A 23,245-nucleotide genomic window follows, 5' to 3' on the forward strand; every position below is an offset into this window, starting at 1 on the left:
GATCGCCCGCGTCCTGCAACGCATCCTCGCCCTGACCGCCGCCATCTGGCACAACGACCACACCGGCCAGCCGATCATGCGCTCCCTGACCGCCTACGACCACTAACCCTAGGAATCAATCATCTAGCCGGCCGCACCCGCTAGCCGAGCACCAACCGAGCGGCGCCGACGAGCCCCGCCTGGCCACCCAGCCGGGCGGGCTCGACGCGCAAGCCGTCCAGGTAGGACAGTCCGCAGTGGTCGGCGACGGTCCGGCGGATCGGGTCGAACAACAACCCGCCCGCCTGCGCCACCCCGCCGCCGACCACGGCCAGGTCCAGGTCGACCACCGCGGCCGTCGCCGCGATCGCCAGGCCGACCGCCCGCCCGGCCCGCTCGAACGCGGCCTTCGGGATCTCCTCGCCGACGCCCGCCGCCGCGGCCAGCAGCGCCGCGTCCGCCCCGTCCGGCGCCTGCCAGCCCTGGCGGCGCGCCCACGCGACCATCCGCGGCCCGCCGGCCACCGTCTCCGCGCAGCCGCGCCCACCGCACGGGCACGGGTCGCCGTCCGGCTCCACCACCACGTGCCCGATGTGCCCGGCGTTGCCCGTGCGCCCGCCGAACGGCCGCCCACCCAGCACCAGTCCGCCGCCGACGCCCGTGCTGACCACCAGCCCGAGCAGGAACCGGCTGTCGCGCCCCGCGCCGAGCCAGTGCTCGCCCAGCGCCATGCACGGCCCGTCGCCCGCCACCTCCACCGGCACGCCCGGCAGCAGCTCCGACACCCGCTCGCGCAGCGGGAAGCCGCGCCACCCGGGCACGTTGATGGGGCTGACCGTCCCCGCGCCGGCGTCCACGGGCCCGGCCGACGCGATGCCGACCGCCGCCACGTCCTCACCACGCACGACCTGCTCGACCACGGACGCCACCGCGTCCCACGTCCGCTCCGCCGACCCGAGCGGCGTCGCCACCCGCACCGACCGCCGCACCGCGCCACCGCGGTCCACCAGCCCACCGGCGACCTTGGTGCCGCCGACGTCCAGTGCCAGCACCAGGTCCGTCACGCGCGACACCCTAGGTCACACCCGGCCGGCGACCGGGACCGCGCCGCCGGTCAGCGCCGCCGGTCAGCGCCGCAACACCCGGGACAGGCCCGCGGCCACCGTGGTCGCCAGCACCCAGCCCATCGCGATCAGCCCGGACGCGATCCACTGCGCCGTGCCCGGCGTGTTCCACCGGTTCTTGTTGCCGAAGTCCACGATCGGCACGACCAGGTCGATCGTGAACAGCCACGCGTTCCACGACAGCTGGTCGTCCTGGTTGATCTCCGACAGCTCCGGCCCGGCGGCGAAGTAGAGGCTGCCCAGCAGCCACGTCACGACCAGCCACGCCAACGCGCGAGCCGGTCGGTAGCCGTAGCCGACCATCGCGCGTTGCAGCCAGCTCCACAGCAGCACCAGCGGCCGCAGCCAGCGGCGGCCCTCGGCCACCGCCCGGTACCGCAACCGCTGCTTCTCCACCAGCACGGTGGCCGCGTGCTCGTCGTTGCCGCCCGCCCGCAGCATCTCGGCGAACTGCTCGTACGGACCCGGCCGGTAGGTGCGCCGCATGGCCTGCCGCAGCCAGCGCAACCGCCGTTCGACCTCCTCGTCGTCACGCAGGTCGATCGGGTGGCGCAGCGAGTCGTAGCGGAACTCCTCCAGGTCGATCCAGCCGGTCGCGCCCCAGAAGTGCTCGTTGTCGTCCAGCACCGTGCAGCGCACCTGCCGCAGCGTCACGTCGCCGCGCGGCGGGCCGATCGGGGTCAGCTCCAGCTCCGGCACCTGCATCCCGAGCAGGTTCAACGCGTGCGCGTCCAGCTTGTCGCCGAGCACCGCGCCCGCGAACGTGGCCATCCGGCCCACCTGCGCCCGCCGGGCCCGCACGCCGCCGTGCGCGACGAACTCCTTCGCCCCACGCGCGCAGATCAGGTCGCGGCCGATGACCGCGCCGCCGACGTCCAGCGACGGCTTGCCCGCAGGCTGGTGCCGGTATCGCCCGGGTCGGGTGATCCGGCTGCCGCGCAGGTCGAGGTTCGCGCCCACGTGCACGCCGCGCAGCTCCAGCCCGCCGGTCACCTCCACCTCGCGGGCGGCGAGGTTGCTGCCGATGCGGGACCGGTTGCCCAGCACCGCGTCCGCGCGCGGGTTGTCCAGCGTGGACCCGTCGAGGATCAGGCTGCCCCTGGCCTGGAGGTCGACCATCCTGAGCTGGCCGCGCACGGTCGCCTGGCGGCCGATGATGTCGCCGCCGACCGTCGTGCCGTCCAGGTGCAGGGCGCGCCCGAAGCCCGTGGGCTCGGCGGTGTCCGTGGCCAGCGCGCGGCCGTAGCCGGTCGGCTCGCCGTCCGGCGCGCCCATCGCGTCGAACCTCCCACCGGACAGCGACAGCGTGCCGCCGAGCGCGGCGTTGACCATGCGCACCGGGCCCGAGCTGGTGAAACCCCGGTCCAGCTGCACGTCGCCGCCCACCGCGATGCGGTCGAACACGAGCGTGGCGTCCGGGTCGGAGTGCGGGTCCAGCGCGTCGTCGTCGGCCCGCCCGTCGGCGGCGGTCGTGCCGCGCAACGTCAGCGCCGAGTCGACCCGTGCGGCGGCGAGCAGCACGGTGCCGCGCAGCGCGCAGTCGTTCATCAGCAGGTTGCCGCCGACGTGCAGCCCGGTGCCGTTGAACGCGTGGCTCGACGGGTTGGTGAGCGAGCCGCCGCTGAAGTTGCAGTACCCGCCGACGTGCGCGCCCGCCATCCGCAGCTCGCCGGTGACGCGCACCCGTTGCGCCAGCAGCCCGCCCGCCAGCTTCAACCGGTCGGCGTGCAGCGCGATCCCGTCCGGCACGACCAGCGCGCTGTCGCGCAACGACAAGGAGCCGGCCACGTCCGCGTCCACCAGGTCGACCAGGCCCTCGACCGCGCTGCCGGCCAGCGACACCTCGTTGGCGCAGCTCAGGTTGCGCGCCGACAGCCCGGGCAGCCGGCAGTCGGCGAACTCGATCCCGGCCAGCTTGCCCTGCCGCAGGTCCGGCGGCTCCTCGAACCGGCAGCGCACGAACTCCAGCAGGTACGGGAACTCGATCGCCCGCAGGTCCAGCACGCCGGTCAGGAACTTGTCCGCCACCCGCACGACGGGGGGCATCCCGGCCCGCCGCCGGGGCAACCGCCACGTCCCGTCCGGCTCGCCCAAGCCGCGCAGCACGTCGGCCGCGGCCATCCGGGCGGAGCGCGGCGGGCTGGGGTCGAACACGTCCAGCCCCCGCGCCCCCACCTCAGCCATGAGATCGACAATAGGGGCAGCCACCGACACCCGGGGCGGGTTCGGCGGACGCGGCTCACGCGCCGCGCGGCCCCTGGTGCGTCGGGTCGAGCACGCGGGCCAGGAACGACTGCGTGCGCTCGTGCCGCGGCGCGCCGATGACCTGCTCGGCCGGGCCCTCCTCGACGACGTACCCGCCGTCCATGAACAGCACCCGGTCGGCCACCTCGCGGGCGAACTGCATCTCGTGGGTCACCACGAGCATCGTCATGCCCTCGTCGGCGAGCTGCCGCATCACCCCGAGCACGTCGCCGACGAGCTCCGGGTCCAGCGCCGAGGTCGGCTCGTCGAACAGCATCACGTCCGGGTCCATCGACAGCGCCCGCGCGATGGCCACGCGCTGCTGCTGGCCGCCGGACAGCTGCGCGGGCATGGCGTTCACCTTGTCCGACAGCCCCACCCGCTCCAGGTTGCGCAGCGCGATCTCCTGCGCCTCCTGCTCGCTGCGCTTGAGCACCTTGCGCTGCGCGACCGTGAGGTTCGCCAGCACGTTGAGGTGCGAGAACAGGTTGAACGACTGGAACACCATGCCGATCTTGGTGCGGGCCCGGTCGATGTCCACGTCGGGGTCGGTCAGCTCCACGCCGTGGACGACGATCTTGCCGCCGCTCGGCTCCTCCAGCAGGTTCACGCAGCGCAGCAGCGTGGACTTGCCCGAGCCGGACGGCCCGATGACGCAGACGACGTCACCCCGGTCGACCCGGACGTCGATGCCCTTGAGCACCTCGAGCTCGCCGAACGACTTCTTCAGCCCGGTGATCTCCACGACGACGTCGCTCACGCCGACACCCCCAACCCGGTCGACTCCGGCGTGCTGATCTTCTTGCCGCCCGTGCGCTTCTCCAGGTACCGCGACAGGTGGCCCAGCGGCAGCGTGATGATCAGGTAGCACAGGCCCGCGATGAGGATCGGCGTCAGCGACGGCGACCGGCTCAGCGTCTCGCGGCCGAACTTGGTCAGCTCGTACTGCTCGCGGAACAGGCCCAGGATGTAGATCAGCGACGAGTCCTTGGTGAGCAGGATCAGCTCGTTGGTCAGCGGCGGCAGGATGATCCGGAACGCCTGCGGGATGACGATGGTCACCGTCGCGCGGGCGCTGGACATGCCCAGCGAGCGAGCCGCCTCGATCTGGCCCTTGGGCACGGCCTGGATGCCGGCCCGGATCGTCTCGGCCATGTAGGCCGCGCCCACGCCGCCCAGCGCCAGCATCACCGTGCTCAGCGGGTCGAACTGGATCTGGAACGCGATGGGCACGCCGTAGTAGATGGCGATGAAGACCAGCAGCGCCGGCACACCGCGGAAGACCTCGATGTAGACGATGGCGATCCAGCGGTACGGCGCGACCGACGACAGCCGCATCAGCGCCAGCACCAGGCCCAGCGCCAGGCCGAACGCGAAGCCGAGGGCGGTGTAGAGGATCGTGTTCTTCAACGCCACGGTGATGACGTTGGGGAACATGGCCGCGGCGATCTCGGTGTTGAAGAACGCCTTGCGGACCTGTTCCCAGTCGGCGGTGAGCACCAGGGCGGCGACCACCACGACCAGCAGGCCGTACTGGCCGGCGCGGATCGCGTGCGCCCGTTGTCGCTTCGAGAGTGCCATGTGGATTCCTCGCGCGGTGGGTGGACAAGGCGCGGGGCCGGTGCCTGGCAGCACCGGCCCCGCGGTCAGCCGGTTACTTCGACTCCGGCTTCTTGCCGAACCACTTCTCGTAGATCTTGTCGTACTCGCCGCTGTCCTTGGCCTTCTTCAAGACCTCGTTGACCTTGTTCAGCAGGGCGGTGTTGCCCTTCTTGACGCCGATGCCGTACTGCTCACCGGTGTCGAACTCGGCGGTGACCTCGGTGTCGGGGAACTCCTTGGCGTAGTCGAACAGCACGCCGTTGTCGTTGATGCCCGCGTCCACCGCCCCGGTGCGCACGGCGGTCTCCATCAGCGGCAGGTCCTCGAACTGGACCACGGTGTAGCCGTTGGCCGCCGCGTTGTCGTTGGCGTACTTCTCACCGGTGGTGTCCTGCTGGACGGCGAGCTTCTTGCCCTTCAGCCCGGCCAGGTCCTTGATCCCGGAGCCCTTCTTGACCAGCAGCGCCTGCGAGGCCTCGAAGTACGGGTCGGAGAAGTCGATCGCCTGCTTGCGCTCCTCGGTGATCGTCATGCCGGCCGCGGCGACGTCGCACTGGTTGGCGCTGAAGCTCGTGCCCGAGGTGATGGTCTCGAACGGGGTGTCGAAGATCTCCTGGGTGACGCCCAGGTCCTTGGCCACCAGGTCGACGAGGTCGACGTCGAAGCCGACGGTCTTGTCGCCCTCGCTGTACTGGAACGGCTTGTAGGACAGGTGGGTGCAGGTGACCAGCTTGCCGCTCTGGACCAGGGCGATGTTGGACCCGTCGCCTGACGAGCCGTTGTTGACCTTGGTCGCGCACGCCGTCATCGTGGCCGCCAAGGCGAGCACGGGAATCAGGGCGAGCGCAGCGTGCCTGGTACGACGGGCCACGGCGTCACTCCTCGTAACTGTGTCGGTCGAGTGTTCGGCATACTGCCACTTGGGTGACTGGGTGCACAGCACGTGCGTGTTACAGAACTTCGGTGTGCATCAATCTTGCGTCACAGGGACTGGACGGCAGCAAATCGTTCAGCCGTTTGGCCTTCATCACACAGTTGATTCACCCAGAGCGCCGGTTTGGCGACGATCCGTCAACAGGCTGGCGACCAGCGCGGTCCACCCGGTCTGGTGCGTCGCGCCCAGCCCTTCACCCGTGTCGCCGTCGAAGTACTCGCTGAAGGTGACGTGCTCCCGCCACAAGGGTGAATCGGTCGACTCGATCCTCTTGCCGTCCGCGGGCCGGCGGCCGTCGTGGTCGGGCAGGAACAGCGACACCAGCCGTCTGACCAGCTCGTCCGCCGCCTGACCCGCCGTCACGTGCCGGGTGCTGCGGGTGGGAAGTTCCACGTGGAACCGGCCGTCGTGGAACTCCTCGATCGTGCGCAGGGCCTCCACCAGCAGGGCGTTGGTCGGGAACCACACCGGGCCGCGCCAGTTGGAGTTGCCGCCGAACATCGGCGTGCGCGACTCGCCCGGCTCGTAGCCCATCCGGTGCTCCTGGTCGGCGACCTGCACCTCCAGGCCCTCGCGGTGCGCCGCGGACAGGCTGCGGATGCCGTGCGGGGACAGGAACTCGCCCTCGTCCAGCATCCGGCTCAGCACGCGCCGCAGCTTGCGCTCGTCCAGCAGGCTCAGCAGCGCACCGCCGCCGCTGCGGCTGAGGAACTGCTGCAACTCGGGCCGCTTGGCCAGCAGGTGCTCCAGCCGCCGGGCGAAGTCGGGCAGCTCCTCGAACACCCACGGCTCCAGCACCGCGCACGCCAGCACCGGGATCAGGCCCACCATCGACCGCACCCGCACCGGCTGCGACTCGACGTGCCCGTCCGGCAGCCGCCGCGACACCACGTCGTAGCAGAAGCCGTCGGTCTCGTCCCAGATGCCGCGCCCGCCGGAACCGAACTGCGTGGACGCCTCGGCGATGCTCAGGAAGTGCTCCACGAACTTCGTGGCCACGTCCTCGTACGACTCGTCGTGCCGCGCCAGCTCCAGCGCGATCTGCATCAGGTGCAGGCTGTAGGCCGCCATCCACGACGTGGCGTCGGACTGCTCCAGCCGCCACTGGCCCAGCATCGGCTCCGACCGGTTCACCGGGCCGATGTTGTCCATGCCGAGGAAGCCGCCCTCGAACAGGTAGCTGCCGTCGGCGTCCTTGCGGTTGACCCACCAGGAGAAGTTGAGCAGCAGCTTGTGGAAGATCTTCGCCAGGAACTTGCGGTCCTTGACCTCCTCGGACCGGTAGACCTGCAACGCCGCCCACGCGTGCACCGGCGGGTTGACGTCGCCGAACTCCCACTCGTAGGCGGGCAACTGACCGTTGGGGTGCATCAGCCACTCCCGGCACAGCAGGAGCAGCTGCTCCTTGGCGAACGCCGGGTCGACCTTCGCGAACGGCACGGTGTGGAAGGCGAGGTCCCACGCGGCGAACCACGGGTACTCCCACTCGTCCGGCATGGAGATCACGTCGGCCACGTCGAAGTGCCGCCAGTGCGCGTTGCGGGCGTGCATGTTCTTGCGGGACGTGGGCGCGGCCGGCTGCGCCGGGTCGCCGTCGAGCCACTCGGTGGTGCGGAAGCGGTAGTGCTGCTTGGTCCACATCAGGCCGGCCAGCGCGCGTCTGACCACGGCCGCGCGCTTGGGGTCCAGGTCGGTGTGGTGGAACTCGTCGGCCTCGGCTTTGCGCTGGTCGACGGTGTCGGAGAAGCTCGGCCCGAACGCGTCGAGGTGCCCGTCGCCCTCCACCAGCCGCAGCCGCACGGTCACCGCCTCGCCCGGCTCGACCGGGTCGAACGAGTACCAGGCGGCGACCTTCGTGCCCGGCTCGCTGGTGTCGTCGGGCCCGACGACCTGGCACGCCGTCGCGTCCTGGCCGACGACGTACCGGTCGATGCCGTCCTTGGTGTAGCGGGTCGGGTTGCGCTGGGTGCCGAACAGCTCGACCTCGTTGGTCTCGTTGTCGGTGACCAGCAGCGTGGGGGTGCCCTCCACGTGCAGCGTGTAGCGGCCCAGCGCGCCGTGCTCGGCGGTGATCCGGCGCCAGCCGTCGCGCGTGCCGGCGCGCAGGGTCGGCTTGCGGTCGTCACGGCCCCACGCCCACGTGTTGCGGAACCAGAACTGCGGCAGCAGGTGCAGCGGCGCGGGGTCCGGGCCGTGGTTGGTGGCGGTCAGCTCGACGCAGATGTCCTTCGGGCCCGCCTTGGCGTAGCTGACCCGCACGTCGAAGAACCGGTTCTCGTCCAGCGCGCCGGTGTCGGACAGCTCCGGCTCGCGCTCGTTGCGGCCGGCGCGCAGGGCCATCTCGCGCAGCTCGGCGTAGGGGAACTCACGCTGCGGGTACCGGTAGACGACCTGCATCCACGAGTGCGTCGGGGTGCCGTCGGTCACCCACCAGTGCTCCTTGACGTCCTCGCCGTGGTTGCCCTCGTTGTTGGTGAGCCCGAAGTAGCGCTCCTTGAGGATCGGGTCGCGGCCGTTCCACAGCGCGATCCCGAGGTTGAGGAAGCCGTGCACGTCGCAGATGCCCGCGATGCCGTCCTCACCCCAGCGGTAGGCACGGGAGCGGGCGTGGTCGAAGGGGAACGACGTCCACGCGTCGCCGCCCGCCGAGTAGTCCTCGCGCACCGTGCCCCACTGCCGTCCGGCCAGGTAGGGGCCCCAGAGGCGCCAGGGCGCGGTCGGGGAGTCGGACTCCGCCAACCGCGTCCGCTCGGCTTGCCGGCTGTGCTCGTTCACTCGGCCAGTGTGCGGCATCGGTTCAGTAAACCCGGTTACCGGCGGGTTAGGTCACATCTCCGGCCGGTGTTTGCGAACCCGGTCAGGTGGGCGCGTCGTCACGCTGCGTGGCTACCGCTCGACTCCCCGGTGGGCGTGCGCGTCCAGCACCACGGCCACGGCCTCGGTGATCCGGGCCGCGTGCGCCAGGTGCAGCCACTCGTCCGGCACGTGGCAGTTCGAATCCGGCCCGACCGCGCCCGTGACGAGGAACTGCGCCCGCGGGTACGCCTCGTGCAGCAGGCCCATGAACGGGATCGAGCCGCCCAGCGCGACCGTCCGCCACGGCGCGTCGAACACCTCCTTGCCGACCCGGTCCAGCGTCTCGCGCAGCCACGGGGCGAGCTCCGGCGCGTTCCACCCGTCCGCGAACTCGACGCGCGACAGCTCCACCGCGGCCCCGTACGGCACGTCGGTCGTCAACGCCCGGCGCACCGCCTCGATCGCCGCCTTCGAGTCCGCCGTGGGCGGCAGCCGGAAGCTCAGCACCAGCGTGGTGAACGGCCGCAGCACGTTGCCCGCGTCATCGGGCTCGGGCAGCCCGGACGCGCCGGTGACCGACAGCGTCGGCCGCCACCCGGCGTTGAGCGCCAGCTCCACCTCGTCCTCGCCCATCGGCTGCGTCCCCGCCGCCCACGGCACGCTGCCGACCAGCACACCGGGCGTGCTGGCCACCGCGTCGCGCACCTCCGCCACCCGGTGCTCCGGGATGTCGACGTGCATCTCGCGCACCAGCACCTCGCCGGTCGCGGAGTCCTCCAGCCGGTCGAGCAGCTGCCGGGCGATCCGGAACGACGAGGGCACGATCCCGCTCGCCATGCCCGAGTGCAGCCCGCTCTCCAGCACCCGCACGGTCATCGTGACCTGCGCCAACCCGCGCAACGACGTGGTCAGCCACATCCGGTCGTAGTCGTTGCCGCCCGAGTCCAGGCACACGACCAGCGACACGTCGCCCAGCCGGGGCCGCAGGTGGTCCAGGTACGCGGGCAGGTCCGGGCTGCCGGACTCCTCACCGGTCTCCAGCAGCACGACGCACCGCGAGTGCGTGCCGCCCGCCCGCCGGACGCCCTCGATCGCGGCGATCGCCGCGTAGCCCGAGTAGCCGTCGTCCGCCGCGCCGCGCCCGTAGAGCCGCCCGTCGCGCACGACCGGCGTCCACGGCCCGAGCCCTTCGCCCCAGCCGCCGACCGGCGGCTGCTTGTCCAAGTGGCCGTACAGCAGCACGGTGTCGGACGTCGGGGCGGTGCCGGGCACGTCGACCAGCAGCAGGGGCGTGCGGTCGGGCAGTTGGACGACCTCGACGGTCGTGCCGGGCAGGTCGCGGTCGGCGAGCCAGGCGCGCACGTGCTCCACCGCGGCGGCCAGGTGGCCGTGCGAGGCCCACGCGGGGTCGAAGATCGGGGAGATCGCGGGCACCGCGACCAAGGCGGACAGGCTCGGGAGGATGTCGTCGTCCCAGAGCCCGCGAACGGTACGGGTCAGCGCTGAACGGTCCACGCCCCGATCCTGTCACGGCGCAGGGGCCCGGGCGTGGTTTCGCGTGGTGGAAATGCTCGGCCGGGCCGATGGTCGGTAGTCCATCCAACGCGGAACGGCCGACGTGGGGCGTTGCGGCCCACCGCGGGTGTCCGAAAGCGCACGCAAGGGGTTAACGATCGGTAACCGGGACGGCACCGTCCGACAATCGGACGCTCTACTCGGACGGCCGAAGATTGGCCGTCCAACCGTTACCGCACGTCAGGCCGCTGCACGGCAGATTACGAACTGGGACGGGGCTCACCATGTCGGGTGACGCCATGTCAGGATGTGGATGAGAACACCGTCAGCGCCGACGGTTGCCCGACCCCCACACCCCGGGGGCGACGGCGACTGGCGGTGCAGCCGCGCACGGTCGCCACAAGCGACCGGGCGGCCTCGTAGACGAGGAGACAAGGCGCATGTCGTCCCCCGAGAAATGGACGCACCCAGGGCCGGATGCCGCGCCGGCCACTGCTGCCAAACCGACAGCGGAACAGGTGATCGCAGGCTTGCGAGCGACAGACGAGGGCGGCGCCGACCTGGTGCAGCTGCTCACCCCCGAGGGCGAGCGCGTCCAGCACCCGGACTTCGACATCGACATCACCGGCGAGGAGCTGCGCGGGCTGTACCGCGACATGGTCCTGGTCCGCCGGGTCGACCGCGAGGCCAACGCGCTGCAGCGCAAGGGCGAGCTGGGCATCTGGGTGCCGCTGCTGGGCCAGGAGGCCGCGCAGATCGGCGCGGGCCGGGCGCTGCGACCGCAGGACATGGCGTTCCCGAGCTACCGCGAGCACGGCATCGCGTGGACGCGCGGCGTGAAGCCCACCGAGCTGCTGGGCATCTTCCGCGGCACGGACAACGGCACGTGGGACCCGGTCGAGCACCGCTTCCACCCGTACACGATCGTCATCGGCAACCAGGTGCTCAACGCCGCCGGGTACGCCATGGGGCAGAAGTTCGACGGCAAGGTCGGCGACGCCGACGGCGAGGCCACCATCTGCTTCTTCGGCGACGGCGCGACCAGCCAGGGCGACGTGCACGAGGGCTTCGTGTGGGCCGCGGTCTACGACGCGCCGCTGGTGTTCTTCTGCCAGAACAACCAGTGGGCGATCTCCGAGCCGACCGAGCGCCAGTCCCGCCTCCCGCTCTACCAGCGGGCGCGCGGCTACGGCTTCCCCGGCATCCGGGTCGACGGCAACGACGTGCTGGCCACCCTCGCGGTCACCCGCTGGGCGCTGGAGGAGTGCCGGCAGGGCAACGGCCCGATCCTGATCGAGGCGTTCACCTACCGCATGGACGCGCACACCACGTCCGACGACCCGTCGCGCTACCGGCTGTCCGACGAGCTGGAGCTGTGGAAGCTCAAGGACCCGATCGAGCGGGTCAAGGTGCACCTGGTCAAGCAGCAGTGGGCCGACCAGGCGTTCTTCGAGTCGGTCGAGGCCGAGGCCGAGCAGATCGCGATCGAGCTGCGGGACTACTGCGTGAACCTGCCCGACCCGCCGGCCGGGCGCATCTTCAGCGAGGTCTACGCCGAGGGCAACCCCGTCCTGGAGGCGCAACGCGACGAGTTCCTGGCCTACCACGCCGGGTTCGCGGGAGGTGAGCACTGATGGCTGCTCCGACGATGGACCGCCCCACGTCCGCCGCGCCGGCCGCGGTGCAGACGCTGACCATCGCCAAGGCGTTGAACAACGGCCTGCGCGCGTCGATGGAGGCCAACCCCAAGGTCATCGTGATGGGTGAGGACGTCGGCAAGCTCGGCGGCGTCTTCCGGATCACCGACGGCCTGCAGAAGGACTTCGGCGAGCAGCGCGTGCTGGACACCCCGCTGGCCGAGTCGGGCATCATCGGCACCGCCGTCGGCCTCGCGATCCGCGGCTACCGGCCGGTGTGCGAGATCCAGTTCGACGGGTTCATCTTCCCCGGCTTCGACCAGATCGTGTCGCAGGTCGCCAAGCTGCACTTCCGCACCCAGGGCAGGCTCAAGGTGCCCATGGTGATCCGGGTGCCGTTCGGCGGCGGCATCGGCGCGGTCGAGCACCACTCCGAGTCGCCCGAGTCGTACTTCGCGCACACCGCCGGCCTCAAGGTCGTGGCGTGCTCGAACCCGGCCGACGCCTACTGGATGATCCAGCAGGCCATCGACTGCGACGACCCGGTGCTGTTCTTCGAGCCGAAGCGGCGCTACTACGAGAAGGGCGAGGTCGACACGACCGCCGCGCCCGGACCGCTGTTCGCCTCGCGCACGCTGCGCACCGGCACCGACGTCACGCTCGTGACCTACGGGCCGATGGTGCGCACGTCGTTGGACGCCGCCGCGGCGGCCGAGGAGGAGGGGCGTTCGCTGGAGGTCATCGACCTGCGCACGCTGTCCCCGCTCGACCTCGCGCCCGTGTACGAGTCGGTGCGGCGCACCGGCCGGCTGGTCGTGGTGACCGAGGCGCCCAGCGAGTCCTCCATCTCCAGCGAGATCGCGGCCAAGGTGCAGCAGGAGTGCTTCTACTCCCTGCAGGCGCCGGTGCTGCGGGTGACCGGGTTCGACACCCCGTACCCGCCGTCGAAGTTGGAGGAGGAGTTCCTCCCCGACCTCGACCGGGTGCTGCACGCCGTCGACCGCTCGCTGGCCTGGTAAGGGGATAGCCGTGCCGCAGTACAAGCAGTTCCCCCTGCCCGACACGGCGGAGGGGCTGACCGAGGCCGAGATCCTCACCTGGCACGTCAAGCCGGGTGACGCGGTGAAGGTCAACCAGGTCATCGTCGAGATCGAGACCGCCAAGGCCGCCGTCGAGCTGCCGTGCCCGTGGGACGGCGTGGTGACCGAGCTGCTGGTCGAGACCGGGCAGACGGTCGAGGTCGGCGTCCCGATCATCACGATCGACGTCGACCCGTCGGGCTCGGCGTCGTCGCCCGCGCCGGCGGAGTCGAACGGCAAGATCGGCGAGGAGATGCCGGGCGGCCGGATCGCCACGCTGGTCGGCTACGGCCCGCGGGCCGGTTCCGCGAAGCGCCGCCCGCGCAAGGACGCCCCGACCCCGGTCGCCGCCGCCCCCGCGCCGGTCGTTCCCGATCCCGCTCCCGTTCCCGCTCCGGCTCCGGTCGTGGCGGAACCGGTGGCCCCGCGTGGCGGGTACGTGCCGCTGGCCAAGCCGCCGGTGCGCAAGCTGGCCAAGGACCTCGGCGTCGACCTGTACGCGCTGGCGGGCTCCGGCCCGGGTGGCGTGATCACGCGGGAGGACGTCGAGCAGGCCGTGACGGCCCCGACCCCGGTCCCGGCGGCGGCCACCGCCGACACCGGGTCGCTGGAACGCCGGGTGCCGATCAAGGGCGTCCGCAAGGCGACCGCGCAGGCGATGGTGGACAGCGCGTTCACCGCGCCGCACGTCACGGAGTTCCTGACCGTCGACGTGACCCCGATGATGGAGCTGCGGGCGAGGCTGAAGAACGCGCCGCAGTTCCGCGACGTCAAGCTGACGCCGCTGGCGTTCGCCGCCAAGGCGGTCACCCTGGCCGTCCGCCGCACGCCCGACGTCAACGCGACGTGGGACGACGCGGCGCAGGAGATCGTCTACAAGGACTACGTGCACCTCGGCATCGCCGCCGCGACCCCGAGGGGCCTCGTCGTCCCGAAGGTCCGCGACGCCGACCGCATGTCGCTGCGCGAGCTGGCCGTGGCCCTGGACGACCTGGCCACGACCGCCCGCGAGGGCAAGACGACGCCCGCGGACATGCTGGGCGGCACGATCACCATCACCAACGTCGGCGTCTTCGGCGTCGACACGGGCACGCCGATCATCAACCCGGGCGAGTCGGCGATCCTGGCCCTGGGCGCGATCCGCGACATGCCCTGGGTGGTGGACGGCCAGGTCGTCCCGCGCAAGGTGTGCCAACTGGCCCTCAGCTTCGACCACCGAGTGGTCGACGGCCAGCAGGGCTCGCAGTTCCTGGCCGACGTCGGCGCGCTCCTGGCCGACCCGGGCGTGGCGATGACCTACTGATCCACCCGTGCCGCTGAACGCCGGGAACCCTCGCGGTTCCCGGCGTTCCTCATTCGGCGCAACTGCCGCACGAAGTCGTCGGACTCGGCGTCCTTGGCACTGAGGTCGACGTACATGGCCTCCGCCGACGTCGCCTCCAGCGCACAGTCGAGGAACCGGGCGCCGTCCACCACCAGACCCGCTCGGTCGAGCTTGCTCCCGTTGAACTTGATGGTGGACCCGTTGGCCACGACCGACCGGAAGGTGATCTCGGACCGGCTGCGGTCGCGGATCTTCATCGGCAGCACGTTGACCGAGGAGAGGTCGATCGTCGCGTTGCGCAGCTCGGCTTCGTCCAACGAGATGACGCCGTGCTGGGCCATCAGCCACTCGAAGTCCACCACCGTGTCCTGGACGGTCGTCCGGCTCAGGTTGATGGTCCCGTTGGTCAGGTCCGCCACGGAGAAGTCGACCGTGCCGCCGGTGAAGTGCGCTTGGCTGAAGTCCAGCACGGCACGTCGCAGTGACAGCTCGCTGAACGTCGTGCGCTTGGCCGCGAACCTGGCGCCGCGGAAGCTCACGTCACCGGTGACGATGCACTTGCTGAAGTCGGCGGTGTCGCCGTGGAACACCGCGTTGTCGAAGTGGAAGTTCCCGCGGAACGTGCGTCGCGACAGGTCGAGGTTCTCGAACTCGACGCCGCGGAAGTCGAGGTCGACCGTCTGCGAGTGCCACCCCTGGTCCCAGACGTGGTCGAGCAGCGTGGTCATGATCTCCTGGCGCACCTCGCGCTCGGTCGGGTCGTCGGTCGGGTAGGGCGTGCGGAGGTAACCGCACAGCACGTTGACGCAGGTCTGGCGTTGTGCGGGCCAGTCGTCGGCCAGGCTGACCATGGCGTAGACGCCCGCGAGCCGCACCGCGAAGCGCTCGTGCCCGAGCTGCTCGGCGGCCTTGACGTACCGCTCGTTGAAGAACTTCGTGCGCTCCCGCTGTTCCTGGTGGGTGGCGATGACGTGCGCCGCCTCGGAGACCTGCTGCTTGCGGTAGGCCACCGCGAGCGCCACCACGGCGCCCAGACCGCCGATCACGGCCAAGCCGATCTTGAGCAGGTCGAGCAGCTCGGTGGTGCTGAAGCTCGAGCTCGAGGGCAACCGCGGGCTGCCGAGCAGCCGGAACAAGCCGTAGCCCGTGGCGGCCGCGAGCACGCAGGCCAGCAACAGCCACTTGACCACCGCCCACGCCATCGACCCGCCGGCACCTTCCGGCAGACGAACCTCGTCGTCGTCCGACCTCCGCTCGGGCGGTTCTTCGAGGCGCTCTTCGCCCATCCAGAGCCGCAGCGACGCCTTCGCCAGCCGCCACACCCAGAAGAAGACCAACAAGGCCGTCGCCGCGGGCCAGTAGGCGTCGAACAGGCTTCGCACAGTCACCAGCACAACGCACCATGGTGCCGGACGAGCGCGTTAATAGGTTGAGGTTCCAGCGACTGGAGAGTTCAGGGTGGTCCCCGTGACGCACTACTCGATCGGCGAACTGGCGCGGATGACCGGGCTGTCCACGCGGACGATCCGGTTCTACTCCGACTCCGGCGTGATCCCCGTGGCGGGGCGCACGGCGGGCGGGTTCCGCACTTACGACGTCGACGGGTTGGCGCGGCTCAAGCTCGTGCGGACCCTGCGCGCCCTGGGCGTCGACCTGCCCACCGCGCAACGGGTGCTGGCGCGGGAGGTGTCCGTCGCCGAGGTGGCGCGGACTCACGCGGAAGCCATCGACGCGCAGATGCGCACGCTCCGGCTGCGCCGGGCCGTGCTGCGGGTCGTGGCGCGGAACGGGGAGGTGGAGATGGTGCACGAGTTGGCGCGGCTGTCGGAGGAGGAGCGGCAGGCGATCCTGGACGACTTCTTCGACGACGTGTTCGGTGGTTTCGACCTGGAGCCGACCTTCGAGCAGCGGATGAGGTCGGTCCGGGTGGAGCTGCCGGACGACCCGTCGCCCGAGCAGTTGGAGGCGTGGATCGAGCTGGTGAACCTGGTGCGCGACCCGGACTTCCGGGCGTCGGTCCGGCGGATGTCGCAGCGGCACGAGGAGCTGCGGGCCGAAGGCGCGGACATGTCGCCGAGCACGCCTGCGCAGATGGAGGCGTTCCAGTACGCCTTCGGCCGGGCGCGCGAGGCGCTGGACGCCGGCATCGACCCGCGTTCGCCGGAGGCGGCGTCGATCGTCGCCGAGATCAACGAGAAGTGGGCGTCAACGCTGGACGTGCCGGGCGTGGGCCCGGAGCTGTCCCGCCGCCTGGAGGAGTTCGGCGACCCGCGGGCCGAGCGCTACTGGCAGCTGATCGCCAAGATCAACGGCTGGGAGACCCCGATCCCGGACACCACCGCCGAACGCGCGTGGCTGACCGAAGCCGGCCGCTGACCCTCACTCCCACACCAGGCAGAACGGGTGCCCGGCGGGATCGGCGAACACCCACCACACCTCGTGGGATTCGTCCAACAACGCCCCCCAACCGAAGGACCTCGGCCCTGGCCACGCCGAGGTCCTTCACCCCGATGTCCAGGTGGAACTGCTGCGGCTTGCGCGGATCGGGCCACTCGGGCGCCACGTACTCGGCGACGCGCTGGAAGCCCAACACCACCGACTCGGTGTGCAACGTCGACCAGTCGTCGTACACCACCCCGATCACCCCGCGACCCTAACCCCGCAGCCGCCGCGACAGCCGGCCAAAAGACTTCGGGTGGGGTCTCCCGCGTCCTGAAGACCCCACCCCGACCCGGGCGAGCCCGGGAAGACCACTCACTTGATGTGCATCCCGGAAATGGCCCTGGCCACCACCAACCGCTGGATCTCGCTGGTCCCCTCGAAGATGGTGAAGATCTTCGCGTCACGGTGCATCCGCTCGACCGGGTGCTCGCGCGTGTACCCGGCCCCACCCAGGATGTGGATCGCGCGTTCCGTCGCCCACACCGAGACCTCGCCCGCCTTGAGCTTGGACATCGAGCCCTCGCCCGCGGTGAAGGGGACGTTGTTGCGGCCCATCCAGGCGGCTCGCCACACCAGCAGGCGGGACGCGTCGATCTCCATCTTCATGTTCGCCAGGTCGAACGCGATCGACTGGTTCTCGATGATCTTCCGGCCGAACGCCTCGCGGTCCTTGGCGTACTCCAGGGCGTACTCGTAAGCCGCACGCGCCACGCCCACCGCCATCGCGCCGACGGTCGGGCGGGTCGTCTCGAACGTCGCCATCGCGGCCTGGCCGCCGGCCTTCTGGCCTTCACGGGCCCGAGCCAGCCGGGCCTCCAGGCGTTCCTTGCCACCGAGCAGGCAGCGACCGGGCACGCGCACGTCGTCCAGGAACACGTCGGCCGTGTGCGACGCCCGCATCCCGTGCTTGCGAATCTTGCCCGGTGACGACAGCCCCGGCGTGCCCGGTGGCACGACGAACGCCGCCTGGCCACGCGTGCCCAACGAGGAGTCCACGACCGCCGTCACGACGTGGACGTTAGCGATGCCGCCGTTGGTCGCCCACGCCTTCTGCCCGTTGAGCACCCACTCGTCGTTGGCCTCGTCGTACACCGCCCGCGTCCGGTAGCCCGACACGTCGGAGCCGGCCTGCGGCTCGGAGGCGCAGAACGCCGCCAGCTTCGGCTCGTCCTCCGTGCCGAAGCACTCGGGCACCCACTCGGCGAGCTGCTCGGGCTCGCCGGAGGCGAAGATGCCCGCCGCCGCCAACCCGGTGCCCATCAACGCCAGCGCGATCCCGGCGTCACCCCAGAACAGCTCCTCGGTGGCGATGGGCAGCGACAGGCCGATGGGGTCGGCGAACCAGGTGGCCAGCGACTCGAACCCGTACAGGCCGATCTTGGCGGCCTCCTGGATCACCGGCCACGGGGTCTCCTCGCGCTCGTCCCACTCCGCCGCCGCGGGCCGGATCACGTCCTTCGCGAAGCCGTGCACCCACTCGCGCAGGTCAAGCTGGTCCTCGTTGAGCTCCAGCGAAAAGCCGCCCATGGTCCCCTCACGCCTTCGGAATGTTGAACAAGCTCATGAACCCGGCCGCGAAGCCCAGGTCGCCCTTGACCTTCAGCTTGCCGGTCATGAACAGCACCGGGGCCGACGCGTTGCCGGTCGCGAGCTTCAGGAACTCCACCGGTCCCAACGTGACGACCGCCCTGGGGTCACGGGTCTCGCCCTTGTTGATCGTGCACGCGGCGTCCTCGATGATCGCCTCGTACAGGTCGTCGCCGTCGAACCCGCCGGTCAGCCGGAAGTGCACGACGGCACGGGTGGCGCCCGCGCGTTCGCTGCGGAAGTGCGCCTCCATGCGCCGGAACACCTCGTCCAGCACGCGTTCGCGCAGCCCGCGCCTCGACGTCACGGCCTCGATCTGGTCCTTGGACGCGCGCGAGATGATCCGGGCGAAGTTCTGCGGGTCCATCTTGGCCAGGTCGAGGTCGGCACCACCGTCGGCCAGCGCGCCCAAGGCGTCCAGCAGGTCGGCGAACTCGTCGCGGCCGAGCTTCTTCGGGTCGATGCCGCGCGCGATGACGTCGATGTCGACGTCGGAGAGCGCCGGGTCGCCCGGGTCGACCTGCCTGAGCGTTGAGATCAGCTCTTGGGGGCTGAGCTTCGCGATCGCCTCGGTGGTGAGGTCGATGGTCATGTGTGACACCTCCGCTACCTACTGGCAGGTAAGCCTACTGGCGAGTAGGTAAGGCGGCAAGGGGCTCGGAGTAATCTTGTGCCAGCCATCGGAGGGGGTGCGATGCACGCGGAGCAACCGGTTCGCCCGGGTCGGGCCAAGAGACTGCCACGCGCGGTGCGCGAGCGGCAGATCATGGACGCCGCGGTGGACGTCTTCTCGCGCTTGGGCTTCCACGCCGCCTCCATGGACGAGATCTCCGAGGTCGCGGGCATCTCCAAGCCGATGCTGTACGCCTACCTGGGCTCGAAGGAAGAGCTGTTCGCCACCTGCATCCGCCGTGAGGCGACCCGGATGATGGAGGCGATCGCGCACGGCGTCGAGGCCGAGGAGCCGCCGGACGTCCAGCTCTGGAGCGGGTTGCGCGCGTTCTTCGGGTTCGTCGGCGAGAACCGGGCGAGCTGGCAGGTGCTGCACCGGCAGGCGTCCTCGCAGGGCGGGCCGTTCGCCCGGGAGCTCGCCGACATGCGCGGCCGGGCGATCAGCCTGGTGGCGGCGCTGCTGGTGCACTCGTCGGACTTCGGCGACGTGCCGCGGGCGGGCGACAAGGAGGCCGAGTCGTTGGCCGCCGCGCTGGTCGGGGCGGGTGAGTCGCTGGCCGACTGGTGGCTGGACAACCCCGAGGAGCCGGCCGGCGTCGTCGCCGCCCGGCTCATGAACCTGGTGTGGATGGGTTTCGGGGATCTCGTGGCGGGCGACGTGTGGCACCCGCCGTCACGGCGGTCCAGCCCCGAGAAGGGCTCCTAGGCCAACGCGGTCTTGAGCACGGCCGCCGCCTGGTTGATCGCGGCTTCGGCGGCGGGGGTCCCGCGCAGCGCGTTGAGCATCACGAAGTCGTGGATCACGCCCTGGTAGCGCACGGCGGTCACCGGCACGCCGGCTTCGCGCAGCTTGTTCGCGTACGCCTCGCCCTCGTCACGCAGCACGTCGGCCTCGGCGGTGATCACCAACGCCGGCGGCAGCCCGGTCAGCTCCTCCACCGTCGCCCGCAGCGGTGACGCGGTGATCTCCGCGCGCTCCGCCTCCGAAGTCGTGTACTGGTCCCAGAACCACTGCATCGCGTCGCGCCGCAGGAAGTAGCCCTCGGCGAACTCGTGGTACGACGGCGTGTCGAACGACGCGTCGGTCACCGGGTAGAACAGCACCTGCTGCCGCAGCGCCACGTCACCGCGCGCCTTGGCCAACAGCGTCAGCGCCGCGGCCATGTTGCCGCCGACCGAGTCGCCCGCCACGGCCAGGCGCGAGCCGTCGAGCCCGTGCGCGCCGCCCTCGGCGACGATCCACCGCGCCACGGCGTAGCTCTCCTCCAGCGCCACGGGGTAGTGCGCCTCGGGCGAGAGGCTGTAGTCGGGGAACACCACGGCCGCACCGGCGCCGACGGCCAGCTCGCGCACCAGCCGGTCGTGCGTCTTCGCGTTGCCGAACACCCAGCCGGCGCCGTGGATGTAGAGGACGACGGGCAGCGCGCCGGTCGCGCCGAGCGGCCGGACGATCCGGACGGGCGCCTCGCCGACGTTCACCCACTCCTCGTCCACGTCGGGCTTGGCCACCTCGCCGGCCTGCACGCCGTCGACGGCCTGCCGCCCCTCGACCGGGCCGAGGTCGAACAGGTACGGCGGGTTGGCGGTCGCGGCGGCGAACTCGGCGGCGGCGGGCTCCAGGACGGTCATCTCGGGCTCCTCTGGGTCGTGCGGTCGAACCTGACCACTGAAACATAGGCCGCGATTACATCGCACACAATCTAAATGGGTGCAGGTGTATCGTGGGTCTGGTCACAGGCGGGCCGCCGTCACGAGGAGGGGAAGGCGGACATGCGGGACTTCAGCCTCGAGCTGGACGACCAGCTCTGCTTCGCGCTCTACGCCGCTTCACGCGCGGTCACCGCGCGGTACCGGCCGCTGCTCGACGACCTCGGCCTGACCTACCCGCAGTACCTGGTGATGCTGGTGCTGTGGGAGCGCGGCGCGGTCCCGGTGAAGGACGTCGCCGCCGCGCTCCAGCTCGACTACGGCACGCTCTCCCCGCTGCTCAAGCGGCTGGAGGCGGCCGGCCTGATCCGCCGCGAACGCCGTCCCGACGACGAGCGCTCGGTCCGGCTCGTGCTCACCGAGGAAGGTGACGAGCTGCGCCGACGCGCCCAGGACGTGCCGCCCGCGATGGGCGAGGCGATGAACCTCGGCGAGGAGGACACGGCTCGGCTGCGCGCCCTCCTGCGCACCTTGGCCGACAACGTCAGCCGCTGATCACGCCCTCCAGGTGCGGTCGGTCCGACCACAGCGCGAACCGCCAGCCGTCGCCGGTCGGCGCGGACGAGAAGCCGACCTCGCCCGGCAGCAGGATCGGGGTCTTGAACCGCACGTCGACCTCGTGCGCGTCGGGCAACCGCCCCTCGAACGCCGCCACGCACCGCGCCTTCGACCACATCCCGTGCGCGATGGCCCGCGGGAAGCCGAACGCCTTGGCGGTCAAGGCGTGCAGGTGGATGGGGTTGCGGTCGCCGGACGCGTCCGCGTACCGCCGGCCGAGGTCGCCCGGCAGCCGCCACCGCGCCGTCGGCTCGGGTGGTTCGGCCCGCGGCGACGACTCCTTCGCGGCGGCACCCTCCCGGCGGAGATAAGTCGACACGTCGACCCACACCTCCTCGCCGTCCACCGACACCGAGGTCACCACGTCGAACTGCCGCCCGCGCTCGTGCGGCCGCAGGTCGGCCAGCGCCACGCGCAGCGACAGCGGCTCGGCCGCCCGCAACGGCCGGTGCTGCGTGATCCGGTTGGCCACGTGCACCAGGCCGGGCAGCGGGAACGGGAATCCCGGCCCGGTCATCAGCCGGACCTGCGACGCGAACCCGAGCACGTGCGGGTAGGTGATCGGCAGCTCGTCGCGCACGCCGAACCCGCACACCTTGTTGTAGCGCGCCAGGTGTTCCGGGTCGACGGTCAGCTCGGCGTCCAGGGTGGACCGCGGCAGCTCGGAGCCGCGCCGGGTGAACCCGGTCAGCGCGGCCTTGGCGTAGAGCAGGGTCAGGTTCGCCATCACGCCCCCAGCAGGCTCTGCCCGCACACGCGCACGACGTTGCCGTTCACCCCGGCCGACGCCGGGTGCGCGAACCACGCGATCGCCTCGGCGACGTCCACCGGCAGGCCGCCCTGCGACAGGCTGTTCATCCGCCGACCCGCCTCCCGGATGAACAACGGCACCGCGGCCGTCATCCTGGTCTCGATGAACCCCGGCGCGACCGCGTTCACCGTGGCGCGGCCCGCGAGCCGCCGCGACAGGGAGTCGACCATGCCGATCACGCCCGCCTTGGTGGTGGCGTAGTTGGTCTGCCCGACGTTCCCGGCGATGCCCGCGATGGACGACACGCCGACGATCCGCCCGTTGGGTCGCAGCGCGTCGGCGGCGAGCAACGCCTCGTTGACCCGTTCCTGGGAGGCCAGGTTCACCGCGACCACCGCGTCCCACCGGCCGGCGTCCATCTTCCCCAGCGTGCGGTCGCGGGTGATGCCCGCGTTGTGCACGACGACGTCCACCCCGCCGTGCCGCCGGCCGAGGTGCTCGGCGATCCGCGCGGGCGCGTCGGGCGCGGTGATGTCGAGCTGGAGCGCGGTGCCGCCGACCCGGTTGGCCACCGCGGACAGCTCGTCACCCTGCGCGGGCACGTCCAGGCACACCACGGTCGCGCCGTCACGTCCCAGCACCTCGGCGATCGCCGCGCCGATGCCGCGCGCCGCGCCGGTGACGAGGGCGACCTTGCCGTCCAGCGGCCGGTCCCAGTCCCGGGGCGCCTCGACGTCGGCGGGCCCGATCCGCACCACCTGCCCGGAGACGTACGCCGACCGCCCCGACAGCAGGAACCGCGCGGTCGACTCGATCGCGTCCTCACCGCCGGGCCCGACGTACACGAGCTGGGCCGTGCCGCCGCGCTTGAGCTCCTTGCCGACGCTGCGCGTGAAGCCCTCCAGCGCGCGTTGCGCGACCTGCGACTCCGCCTGCTCGGGCGGTGTGCCGAAGACGACCACGCGGCCGCACGGCCCGAGGGAGCGGATCACCGGCGCGAAGAACTCGTGCAGCTCGCGCAGGCGTTCGACCGAGTCGATGCCGGACGCGTCGAACACCAGCGCGCCGTACCGCTCGCCGCTCGACGTGCCGTCGGCCACGGTGAGGCCCGCGGACTTCGCCGCCGCGTGGAGCGGATCGACCAGCCGGCCGTCGCCGCCGATCAGCACGGGCCCGTCCAGCGGCGGTTTTCCGGGTGAGTGGCGGCGCAGCGGGTACGGGTCGGGCAGGCCGAGCTTGCCCACGACGAACCGCCCGAGGCCGGACCTGGCGAACGACTGGTAACGATCCATGC

At 71.3% G+C, this 23,245-nt stretch carries 20 protein-coding genes and 1 pseudogene; 6 read left to right on the plus strand and 15 right to left on the minus strand.

What is annotated here, in order from left to right; genetic code table 11:
• Positions 1–140 precede the first annotated feature (140 nt).
• The 7 genes from LZG04_RS12310 to LZG04_RS12340 all read right to left on the minus strand — a co-directional run bounded on the left by LZG04_RS12310 (position 141) and on the right by LZG04_RS12340 (position 10,194).
• Positions 141–1,043: an ROK family protein gene (locus LZG04_RS12310; protein ID WP_233816094.1), complete on the minus strand. Its 903-nt coding sequence runs from the start codon at positions 1,041–1,043 to the stop codon at positions 141–143.
• 63 nt (positions 1,044–1,106) lie between these two features.
• The gene (locus LZG04_RS12315) at positions 1,107–3,287 is read right to left on the minus strand and encodes a hypothetical protein (protein ID WP_233816097.1); all 2,181 of its coding nucleotides are present in this window, start codon (positions 3,285–3,287) and stop codon (positions 1,107–1,109) included.
• Between the two features lie 55 nt (positions 3,288–3,342).
• Entirely contained in the window at positions 3,343–4,107 is a 765-nt protein-coding gene (locus LZG04_RS12320; RefSeq protein WP_233816113.1) for an amino acid ABC transporter ATP-binding protein, read from the minus strand.
• On the minus strand, positions 4,104–4,928 hold the full coding sequence (locus tag LZG04_RS12325; RefSeq protein WP_233816123.1) for an amino acid ABC transporter permease: 825 nt from the start codon (positions 4,926–4,928) through the stop codon (positions 4,104–4,106). Before LZG04_RS12325 ends, LZG04_RS12320 begins: the two co-directional genes overlap by 4 nt.
• A gap of 73 nt (positions 4,929–5,001) precedes the next feature.
• The gene (locus LZG04_RS12330; protein ID WP_233816125.1) at positions 5,002–5,820 is read right to left on the minus strand and encodes a transporter substrate-binding domain-containing protein; all 819 of its coding nucleotides are present in this window, start codon (positions 5,818–5,820) and stop codon (positions 5,002–5,004) included.
• 156 nt (positions 5,821–5,976) lie between these two features.
• On the minus strand, positions 5,977–8,658 hold the full coding sequence (locus LZG04_RS12335) for a glucosidase (protein ID WP_233816135.1): 2,682 nt from the start codon (positions 8,656–8,658) through the stop codon (positions 5,977–5,979).
• Between the two features lie 111 nt (positions 8,659–8,769).
• Positions 8,770–10,194: a M20/M25/M40 family metallo-hydrolase gene (locus tag LZG04_RS12340; protein ID WP_233816137.1), complete on the minus strand. Its 1,425-nt coding sequence runs from the start codon at positions 10,192–10,194 to the stop codon at positions 8,770–8,772.
• Between the two features lie 440 nt (positions 10,195–10,634).
• Between LZG04_RS12340 and pdhA the strand changes: the two genes are divergently transcribed.
• Genes pdhA through LZG04_RS12355 form a run of 3 tightly spaced genes read left to right on the plus strand, consistent with a single transcriptional unit; the run spans position 10,635 to position 14,213 of the window.
• Positions 10,635–11,828: a pyruvate dehydrogenase (acetyl-transferring) E1 component subunit alpha gene (gene pdhA, locus LZG04_RS12345; protein ID WP_233816147.1), complete on the plus strand. Its 1,194-nt coding sequence runs from the start codon at positions 10,635–10,637 to the stop codon at positions 11,826–11,828.
• Complete coding sequence (locus tag LZG04_RS12350; RefSeq protein ID WP_233816149.1) at positions 11,828–12,850, plus strand: alpha-ketoacid dehydrogenase subunit beta; 1,023 nt, start codon at positions 11,828–11,830, stop codon at positions 12,848–12,850. Before pdhA ends, LZG04_RS12350 begins: the two co-directional genes overlap by 1 nt.
• Before the next feature lie 10 nt (positions 12,851–12,860).
• On the plus strand, positions 12,861–14,213 hold the full coding sequence (locus LZG04_RS12355; RefSeq protein WP_233816151.1) for a dihydrolipoamide acetyltransferase family protein: 1,353 nt from the start codon (positions 12,861–12,863) through the stop codon (positions 14,211–14,213).
• On the opposite strand, the gene LZG04_RS42470 is transcribed toward LZG04_RS12355, so the two are convergent.
• Positions 14,207–15,622, minus strand: coding sequence for a pentapeptide repeat-containing protein (locus LZG04_RS42470; protein WP_233816153.1), 1,416 nt, complete (start codon positions 15,620–15,622; stop codon positions 14,207–14,209). The genes LZG04_RS12355 and LZG04_RS42470 overlap by 7 nt on opposite strands.
• 79 nt (positions 15,623–15,701) lie before the next feature.
• On the opposite strand from LZG04_RS42470, the gene LZG04_RS12365 reads away from it, so the two are divergent.
• Positions 15,702–16,610: a MerR family transcriptional regulator gene (locus tag LZG04_RS12365; protein ID WP_233816163.1), complete on the plus strand. Its 909-nt coding sequence runs from the start codon at positions 15,702–15,704 to the stop codon at positions 16,608–16,610.
• A gap of 3 nt (positions 16,611–16,613) precedes the next feature.
• Here the strand turns inward: LZG04_RS12365 and LZG04_RS43000 are convergent, their stop codons facing one another.
• From LZG04_RS43000 to LZG04_RS12385, 4 genes and pseudogenes are all read right to left on the minus strand, one after another.
• A complete protein-coding gene (locus tag LZG04_RS43000; RefSeq protein ID WP_374202818.1) occupies positions 16,614–16,670 on the minus strand; it encodes a hypothetical protein in 57 nt (18 codons plus the stop codon).
• Positions 16,671–16,740: 70 nt separating this feature from the next.
• Positions 16,741–16,878, minus strand: a pseudogene (locus tag LZG04_RS43005) (hypothetical protein); the annotation flags it as partial.
• A 110-nt stretch (positions 16,879–16,988) separates the two neighbouring features.
• Positions 16,989–18,203 carry an acyl-CoA dehydrogenase family protein gene (locus LZG04_RS12380; protein WP_233816165.1) on the minus strand — a complete coding sequence of 405 codons (1,215 nt, stop codon included), beginning with the start codon at positions 18,201–18,203 and terminating at the stop codon, positions 16,989–16,991.
• Between the two features lie 7 nt (positions 18,204–18,210).
• A complete protein-coding gene (locus LZG04_RS12385) occupies positions 18,211–18,855 on the minus strand; it encodes an SCP2 sterol-binding domain-containing protein (protein ID WP_233816167.1) in 645 nt (214 codons plus the stop codon).
• A 102-nt stretch (positions 18,856–18,957) separates the two neighbouring features.
• On the opposite strand from LZG04_RS12385, the gene LZG04_RS12390 reads away from it, so the two are divergent.
• On the plus strand, positions 18,958–19,641 hold the full coding sequence (locus LZG04_RS12390) for a TetR/AcrR family transcriptional regulator (protein WP_233816184.1): 684 nt from the start codon (positions 18,958–18,960) through the stop codon (positions 19,639–19,641).
• On the opposite strand, the gene LZG04_RS12395 is transcribed toward LZG04_RS12390, so the two are convergent.
• Entirely contained in the window at positions 19,638–20,564 is a 927-nt protein-coding gene (locus tag LZG04_RS12395) for an alpha/beta hydrolase (RefSeq protein WP_233816186.1), read from the minus strand. The genes LZG04_RS12390 and LZG04_RS12395 overlap by 4 nt on opposite strands.
• A 141-nt stretch (positions 20,565–20,705) precedes the next feature.
• Between LZG04_RS12395 and LZG04_RS12400 the strand changes: the two genes are divergently transcribed.
• A complete protein-coding gene (locus tag LZG04_RS12400; protein WP_233816188.1) occupies positions 20,706–21,137 on the plus strand; it encodes a MarR family winged helix-turn-helix transcriptional regulator in 432 nt (143 codons plus the stop codon).
• On the opposite strand, the gene LZG04_RS12405 is transcribed toward LZG04_RS12400, so the two are convergent.
• On the minus strand, positions 21,127–21,927 hold the full coding sequence (locus LZG04_RS12405; protein WP_233816190.1) for a MaoC/PaaZ C-terminal domain-containing protein: 801 nt from the start codon (positions 21,925–21,927) through the stop codon (positions 21,127–21,129). The genes LZG04_RS12400 and LZG04_RS12405 overlap by 11 nt on opposite strands.
• Positions 21,927–23,243, minus strand: coding sequence for a 3-oxoacyl-ACP reductase (locus tag LZG04_RS12410; RefSeq protein WP_233816192.1), 1,317 nt, complete (start codon positions 23,241–23,243; stop codon positions 21,927–21,929). Before LZG04_RS12410 ends, LZG04_RS12405 begins: the two co-directional genes overlap by 1 nt.
• Positions 23,244–23,245: the final 2 nt, after the last annotated feature.

This window comes from Saccharothrix sp. S26 (assembly GCF_021390395.1).
In the GTDB taxonomy this organism is placed as follows: Bacteria; Actinomycetota; Actinomycetes; order Mycobacteriales; family Pseudonocardiaceae; genus Actinosynnema.

Excerpts from the sequence above, each read along its gene's own strand:
- LZG04_RS12385 (WP_233816167.1), bottom strand. The coding sequence starts at position 18,855 with ATGACCATCGACCTCACCACCGAGGCGATCGCGAAGCTCAGCCCCCAA.
- LZG04_RS12410 (WP_233816192.1), bottom strand. The coding sequence starts at position 23,243 with ATGGATCGTTACCAGTCGTTCGCCAGGTCCGGCCTCGGGCGGTTCGTC.
- LZG04_RS12395 (WP_233816186.1), bottom strand. The coding sequence starts at position 20,564 with ATGACCGTCCTGGAGCCCGCCGCCGCCGAGTTCGCCGCCGCGACCGCC.
- LZG04_RS12380 (WP_233816165.1), bottom strand. The coding sequence starts at position 18,203 with ATGGGCGGCTTTTCGCTGGAGCTCAACGAGGACCAGCTTGACCTGCGC.
- LZG04_RS12390 (WP_233816184.1), top strand. The coding sequence starts at position 18,958 with ATGCACGCGGAGCAACCGGTTCGCCCGGGTCGGGCCAAGAGACTGCCA.
- LZG04_RS12350 (WP_233816149.1), top strand. The coding sequence starts at position 11,828 with ATGGCTGCTCCGACGATGGACCGCCCCACGTCCGCCGCGCCGGCCGCG.
- LZG04_RS12405 (WP_233816190.1), bottom strand. The coding sequence starts at position 21,927 with ATGGCGAACCTGACCCTGCTCTACGCCAAGGCCGCGCTGACCGGGTTC.
- LZG04_RS12325 (WP_233816123.1), bottom strand. The coding sequence starts at position 4,928 with ATGGCACTCTCGAAGCGACAACGGGCGCACGCGATCCGCGCCGGCCAG.
- LZG04_RS12400 (WP_233816188.1), top strand. The coding sequence starts at position 20,706 with ATGCGGGACTTCAGCCTCGAGCTGGACGACCAGCTCTGCTTCGCGCTC.
- LZG04_RS12315 (WP_233816097.1), bottom strand. The coding sequence starts at position 3,287 with ATGGCTGAGGTGGGGGCGCGGGGGCTGGACGTGTTCGACCCCAGCCCG.
- pdhA (WP_233816147.1), top strand. The coding sequence starts at position 10,635 with ATGTCGTCCCCCGAGAAATGGACGCACCCAGGGCCGGATGCCGCGCCG.